The sequence below is a fragment of the Streptomyces sp. CA2R106 genome (genome assembly GCF_037034245.1).
Taxonomy (GTDB): Bacteria; Actinomycetota; Actinomycetes; order Streptomycetales; family Streptomycetaceae; genus Actinacidiphila.
The window spans coordinates 18,168-28,330 of record NZ_JBAGKC010000035.1 but is presented as its reverse complement, the minus strand read 5'-3'; the positions used below and the strand labels follow the sequence as shown (position 1 = coordinate 28,330).

Annotated in this window: 8 protein-coding genes; 4 read left to right on the top strand and 4 right to left on the bottom strand. The window is 74.1% G+C overall.

Features of this window, described 5'->3' with window-relative positions; all coding sequences use genetic code 11:
• Positions 1-35 precede the first annotated feature (35 nt).
• From WA788_RS31530 to WA788_RS31520, 3 genes are read left to right on the top strand one after another with little or no spacing between them, the layout of a single operon-like run.
• The gene (locus WA788_RS31530; protein WP_335983253.1) at positions 36-1,721 is read left to right on the top strand and encodes a VWA domain-containing protein; all 1,686 of its coding nucleotides are present in this window, start codon (positions 36-38) and stop codon (positions 1,719-1,721) included.
• Positions 1,718-2,656, top strand: coding sequence for a hypothetical protein (locus tag WA788_RS31525; RefSeq protein ID WP_335983251.1), 939 nt, complete (start codon positions 1,718-1,720; stop codon positions 2,654-2,656). The genes WA788_RS31530 and WA788_RS31525 overlap by 4 nt, the downstream gene beginning before the upstream one ends.
• Positions 2,653-3,951 (top strand): extracellular solute-binding protein, encoded by a 1,299-nt coding sequence (locus WA788_RS31520; RefSeq protein WP_335983249.1) that lies wholly within the window; start codon positions 2,653-2,655, stop codon positions 3,949-3,951. Before WA788_RS31525 ends, WA788_RS31520 begins: the two co-directional genes overlap by 4 nt.
• A gap of 7 nt (positions 3,952-3,958) precedes the next feature.
• On the opposite strand, the gene WA788_RS31515 is transcribed toward WA788_RS31520, so the two are convergent.
• Both WA788_RS31515 and WA788_RS31510 read right to left on the bottom strand, forming a co-directional pair.
• Positions 3,959-4,735, bottom strand: coding sequence for an SDR family NAD(P)-dependent oxidoreductase (locus WA788_RS31515; RefSeq protein ID WP_335983322.1), 777 nt, complete (start codon positions 4,733-4,735; stop codon positions 3,959-3,961).
• Between the two features lie 168 nt (positions 4,736-4,903).
• Positions 4,904-5,917, bottom strand: coding sequence for an esterase/lipase family protein (locus WA788_RS31510; RefSeq protein WP_335983246.1), 1,014 nt, complete (start codon positions 5,915-5,917; stop codon positions 4,904-4,906).
• Between the two features lie 397 nt (positions 5,918-6,314).
• Between WA788_RS31510 and WA788_RS31505 the strand changes: the two genes are divergently transcribed.
• Positions 6,315-7,508 carry a helix-turn-helix domain-containing protein gene (locus WA788_RS31505; protein WP_335983244.1) on the top strand — a complete coding sequence of 398 codons (1,194 nt, stop codon included), beginning with the start codon at positions 6,315-6,317 and terminating at the stop codon, positions 7,506-7,508.
• 80 nt (positions 7,509-7,588) lie between these two features.
• Here the strand turns inward: WA788_RS31505 and efeB are convergent, their stop codons facing one another.
• Together efeB and efeO are read right to left on the bottom strand one after the other, a co-directional pair.
• On the bottom strand, positions 7,589-8,902 hold the full coding sequence (efeB, locus tag WA788_RS31500) for an iron uptake transporter deferrochelatase/peroxidase subunit (protein ID WP_335983240.1): 1,314 nt from the start codon (positions 8,900-8,902) through the stop codon (positions 7,589-7,591).
• Positions 8,903-8,905: 3 nt separating this feature from the next.
• The gene (efeO, locus tag WA788_RS31495; protein ID WP_335983238.1) at positions 8,906-10,081 is read right to left on the bottom strand and encodes an iron uptake system protein EfeO; all 1,176 of its coding nucleotides are present in this window, start codon (positions 10,079-10,081) and stop codon (positions 8,906-8,908) included.
• Positions 10,082-10,163 lie beyond the last annotated feature (82 nt).

Sequence of the window (10,163 nt, the reverse complement as noted above, 5' to 3'; positions counted from 1 at the left end):
GGACCGATGCAAACGGTGAGGAGCGGCAGGCAGCAGTGGACACGCACGGGAGCACGAGCGGGCGCGCGGGCCGGGACGGCGACGGCGGCGCCGACCAGGCCGGTCCGCGCCGTACGGAACGAGTCCCCGGCCGGCAAGGGGACCCGCCGCAGGACCAGGTCCCGGGGGCAGGGGCGGGGGCGGGTGCGGGTGCGGCCAACCCCAGCGTCGAACTCACCGTCAGCCAGCGCACGTACCTCGCCGCCGAGGCCGGCCCGCAGGACCTGCACGCCATCCTGACCGTAGCGGTCCGCGGCCTCCCCGACACCGCCGCCGGCCCCGCCGGCGCGCACCCCGGCCCGCACCCCGGCGCGCACCCCGGCCCGCACAGCGGCCCCCGCTCCGGGCCCGGCTCCGGTCTCGCCGAAGTCCTCGTCGTGGACTGCTCGGCCTCGATGAACCACCCGGAGCGGAAGATGCACGCCGCCCGGCAGGCCGCGGTCGCCGCGCTGCGGGCACTGCCGGACGGCACGCCCTTCGCGGTGGTCCGCGGCACCCAGTTCGCGGCGACCGTCTACCCGCCGTCCGGCCCGATGCGCCCGGCGTCGGCGCGGACGAGGGCGGAGGCGACGCGGGCGGTCTACGCGATGCAGCCCACCGGCGGCACCTGCGTCGGCAACTGGCTCGACCTGGCCGGCACCCTGCTCGCCGAGCAGGCCGCCCCGATCCCACACGTACTGATGCTCACCGACGGCAAGAACGAGCACGACGACCACAACCCGCTCGCCGGGGTGCTCGACACCTGGGAGGGCCGCTTCCTGTGCGACGCCTGGGGCATCGGCAGGGACTGGGACGCGCGGGTGCTGATCGACGTCACCCGGCGGCTGCACGGCAGCGCCGACGCGGTGCACGAGGAGTCCGAACTGCCCGCGGCCTACACCGCCTTGGTCGCCGACCTGCTGGCCAGGCCGCTGCCGGAGCTGGAGATCAGGGTGACGCCGTCCCCCGGCGCGACGCTGCGCTGGCTGCGCCAGACCTTCCCCCATGAACTCGCCCTGCCGCAGCGGCAGATGGGGTCCGCCGTCGCCTTCACCACCCGGGCCTGGGGCAACCAGGTGCGCAGGTTCCAGCTCTGCCTGACCGTGGACCCGGCCGGGCGCGCGCTGGACGAGGACCTCCAGGCGGCGGCCGTGGCGGTGGCGCTGCCCGCCGGCCCCGAACGGTACGGCAGGGCCGCGCAGGTGGCGCTGCCGCCGGCCGTCGCCTGCGAGGTGCGCTGGACCGCCGATCCGGTGCTGGCCGCCGCCGAGAACGAGGAGGACGAGCACTTCGAGAAGTACCGGCGGCTCGGCGAGACCGCCGCGCAGGCCGCGGAGGCGTTCCGGCTGGACCGGGACGACGAGGTACTCCGGCTGCTCGGCGTCGCGGTGGCCCTCGCCCACGAGCTGGGCGCCCAGCGCCAACTGGCCGAACTCCAGCGGATCGTGGAGATCCGCGACCCGGCCGCCGGGCATGTGGTGCTGCGCAAGGGCGTCACCGCGGACGCGTTCGAGCACCTGGTCACCGCCAGCACCCACACCACCCACGGCCCGACCACGGACGGCCTGCCGCCGGGAGCGGTGCCGGTGGTGCCGGTGGCGGGTCTGGTGGACTGCGCGCAGTGCCGGGCCCCGATGCCGTCCAATGCCAGGTTCTGCCCGAAGTGCCGGCATCCGCACGTGCCCGGGGCCGGCGCGCGATGAGCGCCACGTCCCGCGAACTGTGGTACCGGCTCTGGCTGCTGGCGGGGCTGACGGCCCTGACCACCCTGGCGCTGCTGGGCTCCTACACCGGGGTGCACGACGGCGCGGTGCCGCTCGCGTCCTCGACCGCGCCGGGTGTGCTCGACGTGGACACCGCGAAGGACGCGCTGCTGCGTGCCGCGTCCGACGCCAAGCTGGACGCCGCCTCGGACGCGGCGGGCACGAGCAGCTTCTCCACGCAGATCGCCGTCGCCAACCAGATCCTCACCTCCGCCGCCGCCGAGGACGTCACCGGGGCGACCGGGCGGCTGGCGCTGAAGACGGCGACCGGCCTGATCTCGGCGTACTCGTACTGGATCGGGCTGGCCGGGCAGGTCCCGGCGGGCTCGGCGCTGCACGCCGGCTACATGCAGGACGCGGCCGAGGTGCTGGGCGCGTCCGGGGACCCGGTGGACGGCCCGTCGCTGATGAGCCGGCTCAACAAGCTGCAGGCGGAGCAGGTGAAGGTGGTGCGCCACCAGGCGTCGTTCGGCCGGCTGCTGGCGGCGGGCTGGCTGCTGTCGGGGCTGCTGGTCGCGGCGCTGGCGGTCGCGCTGGTGGAAGCGCACCACTACCACCGGACCCGGTTCCGGCGCCGGTGGAACCGTCAACTGGCCGCGGCGGGCGTGCTGCTGGCCGGCGGGGCGGCGGTCCTGGGGGTCTTCACCTGGCAGACCCACAGCGGTCTGTACCACGCCCGGCGGCTGCTGGAACGGCAGCACTCGGGCGCGAACATCAGCACCGCCGGGGCGGACGTCGCCCGGCGGATGGCGGACACCGGCTTCCGCGCCGCGGCGGCCGGCTGGATAGTGGCCGGGGGAGTGGTGCTGATGGTGCTGGTCGTGTGGGCGCTGGTGCCGCGGATCAGCGAGTACCGGGGCAAGGTGTCCCGGTGAGGCGGCCGCGCGGGCGCACGCTGGGCGCCGTCGCCCTGTGCCTGGCGGTGGTGGCGGCGCTCGGTGTGGTGGTCGCCCGGGCCGTCGCCGACGGCGGCTCGGTGACGCTGCTGGCGAACTGGAGCGGCGCGGACGAGACGCTCTTCCGGACCGCCGTGATCCAGCCGTTCGAGAAGGAGGAGCACATCCATGTGCTCTACCAGGGCAGTTCGGCCGAGAGCCAGGTGCTCGACGGCGACGCCGAGGCCGGGGCGCCGCCCGACGTCGCGGTGCTGCCCGGCCCCGGTGAACTCGCCGCCTACGCCCACGACGGCCAGATCCAGCCGCTGGACGGCCTGTTCGACGCCAAGGACTTCAACGCCCCCTGGACGGCGAAGGTCGACGGCCCCGCGGGCGCCGGCGCGCACTACTACTGGCTGCCGATCAAGACCGACCTGAAGAGCGCCGTGTGGTACCCGAAGGGCACCTCCGACGCGCAGCTCGCCGCCGCCGCGGCCGACCCCGGCTCCTGGTGCCTGGGGATGGTCTCGGGCGCCACCTCCGGCTGGCCGGCCACCGACTGGATCGAGGACATCCTGCTCCAGCAGGCCGGTCCCGGCGCCTACCAGCAGTGGGCCACCGGCACGCTGCCGTGGACCGACCCCCGGGTCGAGCGCGCCTGGCGGACCTGGGGCGCCATGGTCGGCGCCGGGAAGGACACCTATGTCCGGCCCGCGCTGACCCGTGCCTACGGCGCGGTCTCCCGCACCGCGGTGAACGGCCGCGCCGCGTGCACCCTGGAACACCAGGCGTCGTTCATCCGGGCCGACCAGGGATGGCGGACCAGTGCCCAACACACCGGTTCCGACGCGCAGTTCAAGCACTCCACGGACTTCGTCCCCGGTCCGCACACCACGCAGGACGCCTGGGAGGTCTCGGGCGACCTCGCCGCGATGTTCCACGACACCCCGCAGGCCGAGAAGCTGATCCGCTACCTGGCCCGCGACGACGTGCAGGCGAGGTGGAGCCTGGCGCAGTCCGCGTTCTCCGCCGACCACCAGGTGAAGCAGTCCGTCTACGCCACCGACGCCGTCACCCTCGCCGCAGCCAGGGCCCTGGACGCGACCGGCACCGTACGCTGCTACGACGCCTCCGACTCGATGCCCGCGGCGATGCGCGACGCCTTCCAACTGGCCGCGCTGCGCTACCTGGCCGATCCGTCCACGCTGGCACACCAGTTGACGACTCTGGACGCGGTCCGGCAGCGCAAACACGCGGTGTGGCTGCCGGACGTGTGCAGCAAGGACGGTGGTTGACGCGGCGTCACAGCAGGGTGCCGCCCGACGCCTCGACGCGCTGGCCGTTGATCCAGCCGGTGTGCTCGGCGAGCAGCGACGCCACGACCCCGCCGATGTCCTCCGCCACGCCCACCCGGCCCAGCGCGGTCTCCGCGCCGAGGTGCGCGCGCAGCGCCTCGTCGTCGCGCACGTGGCCGCCGCCGAAGTCGGTCGCGATCGGCCCGGGGGCCACGGTGTTCGCGGTGATCCCGCGGCGGCCCAGCTCCAGGGCCAGGTAGCGGGTGAAGACCTCCACCGCGCCCTTCGTCATGGCGTAGGCGGCCATGCCCGGGCGGCTGAAGCGGGCCAGGCCCGAGGAGGTGTTGATGATCCGGCCGCCGTCGGCGATCAGCGGCAGCAGCGCCTGGGTCAGGAAGAACACCCCGCGCACGTGCACCGCGAACAGCGCGTCGAAGTCCTCGGCCGTGGTGTCCTCGATGGTGGCCGCGGTGCCCTGCCCGGCGTTGTTGACGAGGTAGTCGAAGGTGTCCCGGCCCCAGGTGTCCTTCAGGGCGTGCCGCACCTCCGCGACGAACGCCGGGAAGTCCTCGGTGCGGCCGGTGTCCAGTCGCAGGGCGTGCGCGGTGCGGCCGAGCGCGGCGATCTCGTCGACGACGGCCTGCGCCTCCTCCGCGTGCGAGCGGTAGGTGATGATCGAGTCGACGCCCTCCGCGGCGAGCCGCAGCGCGGTGCTGCGGCCCAGCCCGCGGTTGGCGCCGGTGATCAGCGCGACACGGTCGCGGGACGGGGTCTGCTGGGTCATGGTGGTCAGCTCCTGGGTGACGGCGGCGGCCGTACCGTTCGTACGGCCCGTGGTGCCCGCCTGCACCGACCAGCCTGCTCGGGTGCGCCGAGCGGATGAAGGCCCGGCCGAACCAGGGATTCCCGATCCCTGGCTGCGGCCGGGCCCGTGGAGCGCCTGGCGGGGGCCTTACGTCAGCGGCCCGGTCACCGGCAGCACGACCTCGCACGGCACGGCCCGCGGGTGCGCCGGGTCGAGCGCGTTGAGCACGTCGGTCAGCGCGATCGGGTCGTACGCGATCTCCAGGTGGTCGCTGGCGTCCAACCCGCACTGGTCCTGCACCGTGATGTTCCTGACGTTCGACGCGGCGGGCAGCAGCGCGTTGGTGTACGGCGTGACCACCTCGTCGCCGGTGGTGGTGATCACCGTGTACGTCACGCCCGGCACGGTCTCGCCGCCGCTGTTGAGCGCGGTCAGGAAGTCCGAGCCCACCTCCTGCTCGACGCAGGCCGCGCACGCCGGGCCGACCACGAACTGGTTGGCCGGGTCCAGCAGCCCGAGCTGCCTGCCGAGTTCGGTGATGCCGTCCAGGGTGGTGCCGTTGTTGCTGGGGGACAGCGCGATCAGCTTGTCGGTCTTCGCGGCTCCGCCCAGGTACTTCAGGTAGTAGCGCGGCATCATGCCGCCCTGGGAGTGCCCGACCAGGTCCACCTTGCCCGCGCCGGTCGCCGCCAGCACCTGGTCGACGAACGCGGAGAGCTTGGCGGCGCCGTCCTCGGCCGGCCCGGTGCCCTGGATGTCGTCGGTCGCCTGCGAGCCGCCGTAGTTGAAGGCGAAGACGCAGTAGCCGTTGTTCGCCAGCAGCGGCGAGGCGCCGCCCCAGTTGTCGTTCATGTTCTCGAGCGTGCCGTGCACCAGCACCACCGGGTACGGGTGCGCCGAACTCGGCTTGCACGACCAGTTGTTGGCACCGGCGGGCGCCACCGTCGGACTGCCGAAGCCGCTGAGGAAGCCGGTGCTGAAGTGGTAGTTGACCGGCAACTGGCCCGAGGCGGCGGGCGCGGCGGCCGAGGAGGCGGCGGCGCTGGAAGCGGCGGAGGTGTCGGCCGGCGCGGCGGACGCGACGCCGGCCTGGGTGGCCGCCAGCGCCAGACCGAGCGCGGCCGCGGCCGTCGCACAGCCGCGCAGGAGGGTGCGTTTCATGTGGGGGTACCGTTCCCTTGTTCGAGAATAGGAATTCCGATGGTGCGGCGTGCGGTGATGCTAGGAAGTGCGCTCGGGCCCGGTCAACGGGGCCGGCGGAACGTCCGGAAAAGCACGTGCCGAGGTGCCAGGAAAGCCCCCGGCGGTAATCCGGAACTGTCATCGCCGGCAGAAGAACGACCTTCCCTGTCACACCTGTTGACTCACCGGTAACATCGCCGCATACTCCCGAGTGGGCCACCGGCGCCGGGACCCGGCCGTCGCCGCGCCGCGAACCCGCCTGGTCGCGGCGGGACCAGCGCGGGAACCGGTGGCGGGACCGGGCGGCGGAACCGGTGGCGGGACCAGCAGCGCGACCGGCCGCGCCGCCCGGCCGCACGGCGGACGGAGGCCACCGGTGGACGGACAACGGACGCGTTTCCCACCGCAGTTCGCCGCGGCGGCCGCAAAAGAGCGGACCTCGCTCGCCGCCGAGATCATCGGCGAGATACGGCGCCAGGTACCCGAATTCGCCCGTCCGCTCGCCGGGAATTTCGGCGCCGGAATCCAGCAGGGCGTGGAGAGCGCCCTGCTGGAATTCGCCGGGCAGCTCGCCGCGGGCCGGGCCGGCGGCGCCTTCAGCGAGGACCGGCTGCGGGTGCACCGGGCCCTGGGCCGCGGCGAGTTGGCCGAGGGCCGCAGCCTCGACGCGCTCCAGGCCGCCTACCGGCTCGGCGGGCGCGTCGCCTGGCGGCGCTACGCCCGGGTGGGCCGCCGCTCCGGCCTCGGCACCGACCAGCTGGTGGTCCTCGCCGAGGCGATCTTCGCCTGCCTCGACGAACTCGCCTCCGCGGCCGTACGCGGCTACACCGAGGCCAAGGCCGACGAGGCGGGCACCCTCGGCCGCCGCCGCCACCGGCTGCTCGACCTGCTGGCCACCGGCGCGCCGCCCGACGCCGTACGGGAGGCGGCCGCCACCGCGGACTGGCCGGTGCCGGCCGCGGTGGCCTGCGTGGCGCTGGGAGCGGCCGCACCGGACCCGGCCCGCGGCCGCGCCCGGCTGCCGGACCTGGTGCTCGCCGACACCGACGGCCGCCGGCCGTACCTGCTCGTGCCCGAACCCGCGCTCTACCTGCGCGACGGGCAGGTGCAGCGGGTGCTGCACGCCCGGCCCGCGGTGATCGGGCCGACCGTGCCGACCTCGCTGGCCGCCGACTCCCTGCGCTGGGCCCGGGCGATCCTGGAGTGCTTACCGGAGGGGCCGCTCGGCGGCCCGGTGGACTGCGACCGCTGCCTGCCGGAGCTGATGCTGCTCGGCGACCCGGCGCTGGTCCGGCTGATCGCCGACCGGCGGCTGCGCCCGCTGGACGCGCTGACCCCCAAGCGCGGTGAGCGGCTCGCCGAGACACTGCTCGCCTGGCTCCAGACCAACCGCGGCAGCGCCCCCGACGTCGCCGCGCGGCTGGGCATCCACCCGCAGACCGCCCGCCGCCGGCTGCACCAGGTGCAGCACCTGTTCGGGCCCGCGCTCGCCGACGCCGACGCCCGCTTCGAACTCGAAGTCGCCCTGCGCGGGCGGGTGCTGGCCCACCGCCCGCCGACCAGCCGCTGACCGCACGGCTGTTGGGCCGCCCCGGCCGGACCGCCCCCCCGGGCCGCCCCGCTGGACCGGCACGCCGGACCGGCGCGCCTTCAGCCGAAGAGCTGCCCGCCCCAGTCCTGCCCGGCCGCCAGCCCCGGCGGCGCCATGAACACCCCGCTGCCGACGTGCTGGATGTACTCGTTGAGCGCGTCGTGCACCCCGAGGATGCGCTGGAGCGTGATGAACTGCTCCGGGCTCTTCATGAACGCCACGAAGAACAGCCCGCCCATCAGGTCGCCGGTCTCCGGGTCGATCCCGTCGGTGTAGGAGTAGCCGCGGCGCAGGATGCGCAGCCCGTTGTTGTTCTCGTGGGCGGCCAGCCGGATGTGCGCGTCGGCCGGAATGACGTACTGGCCACCGGACTTGGCGTGGAAGTCGGGGGTGTCGAACTCGGTCTTCCCGGTCAGCGGCGCCCCGCTGGACTTGAAGCGGCCGAACACGTCCTGCTGGTCGCCCAGCCGGTCCCGGTCCCACTGCTCCATCCGCATCCGGATCTTCCGGCTGACCAGGTACGACCCGCCGCGCGCCCAGCGCTGCGGCTCCTCGTCGCCGATCCACACGTGCTGGGCCATCATCGACGCGTCGGTGCCGTCGATGTTGCGGGTGCCGTCCTTGAAGCCCAGCAGGTTGCGCGGGGTGGCCTGCTGGGGCGAGGTGGAAGAGGTGCGGCCGAAGCCGAGTTCCATCCAGCGCGGCGCGAGCGTGCCGAACGCGAGGCGGCGCAGGTTGCGTACTGCGTGGAAGGCGACCTGCGGGTCGTCCGCGCACGCCTGCACGCACAGGTCGCCGCCGGAGCCCGCCGGGTCGAGGTTGTCCTTGGGCAGCTGCGGCAGCGCCTTGAGCGCCGAGGGGCGGCGCGCGGCGAGCCCGAAGCGGCCGTCGAAGAGCGAGGGGCCGTAGCCGATGGTGATGGTGAGGTTGCCCGGGGCCAGGCCCGTCGCCTCACCGGTGTCGTCCGGCGGGGTGTTGAGGTCCCCGGCGTCCCCGGGCACCGGCTTGCCGAGCGTCATCGCCTCGGCGGCGGCCGTCCACGTGCTGAGCAGGTCGGCCAGGTCGGCGCGGGTCGCGCCGGACACCGCGTCGAAGGTGGCGAAGCAGAGCCGGTCCTGCGCCGGGGTGGAGATGCCGGCCTGGTGGCTGTCGCGGAAGGCGACGACCTGGCGGCCCGCGGCGCCGCCGGAGCCGTCGTCGGCCGAGCCGGAGGAGCCGCCGCGGGCCAGTACCGTGCCGCCCACGCCGACGGCGGCACCGGCCACCGCCGCCCCGGCGCCGACCGCGCCCAGCAGGCGGCGCCGGCTCACGGCGGCCGGCTCGGGCCGCCGCTCGTCGGGTCCGGGGGTGATGTCCGGGGTGCTGTCGGTCACGGGTCAGGCGATCTTTCCGGCGATCTTGGAGACGGACTCCGCGTAGGCGTCCACGGTCTGGGACAGCGTACGCCGCTGGGCGGCGGTGACCTTCTGGTAGTCCACGTAGCCGCTGTCCTCGTAGCCGGGCGTGGCGGCGTACTTCTTCAGGGCGGCCGCGGTGGCCTGGTACCGCTGGGTGAGCTCGGTGGCCAGCGCCGGGTCCTTCTGCTTCAGCGTCGGCATCAGCACGTCGACCGCCTCGTTGGCGCCGGCGAGGTTGCCGTCGAAGTCGAGCAGGTCGATGTGCGAGTAGCGCTCCTCCTCGCCGGTGATCTTCGAGGACTGGATCTCGTTGACCAGGTCGGTGGCGCCGTTGGCGATCACCGCGGGCTGGTACTCGACCGTCGGCACCTGGGCGTTGAGCTGCTTGACGTCGGTGTTGAGCTGGTCGGCGAGCTTGCCCATGCCGGACAGCGACTTCTGCTGCCAGATCGCCTGCTCCAGGCGGTGGAAGCCGGTGAAGTCCGCGGGCGTGGCGGCGTCGTCGGCGCGGCCGTCGATCCGGCCGTCGAGGTCGCCCCAGATCTCCGCGGTCGGCTCGATCCGCTCGTAGTGGATGCGGGCCTTGCCGTAGAGGGTCTTCGCCTCGTCGAGCTTGCCGGCCTTGACGGCGGCGGTGAACGCGGCGGTGGTGGTGACGAGCTGCTTGACCTCGCCGTCGATCCAGGTGCCGTACTGCTGGGTGGCGGCGACCAGCTGCGGGTCGTCCTTCCAGGTCTTCTTGACCGCGCCGGTGACGGTGAAGGCCGAGCGGTTGGTGTCGGCGCCGGGGCAGTACATGGAGTACGTGCCCTTGTCGAGGTTGAGGGTGAAGTCGCCGGACAGGCCCGGGGTCAGGTTCTCCTTCTCGCCGAGCATCTTGCCGCCGTCCTGGAGCTCGGCCTCGGTGACCTTCGCGGAGTTCTTGTTGGTGATGGTGAACTTCACGGTGCCGGCCGGGGCCTTGGCGGGGCTGGGCGCGCAGCCCTTGTCGGTGACGGTGACGGTGACCTTGGTCGTCTTCGCGCCCGCTGCCTTCGCGTCGGTGCCGGCGGCGCCCTTGTCCTTGTCGCCGCCGCAGGCGGTCAGCAGCAGGCCCGCGGCGATCACGGTCGCGGCGCAGGCCAGGACTCGGCGGTGGGTGGCAGCGGGGTTCACGGTGGCTCCTTGGTGAGGCCGGGCAGGGCGCGGCGGAAGACGGGTCGGGCGGTGCGGGGCGGGTGCGGGCGCGCCGAAGGGC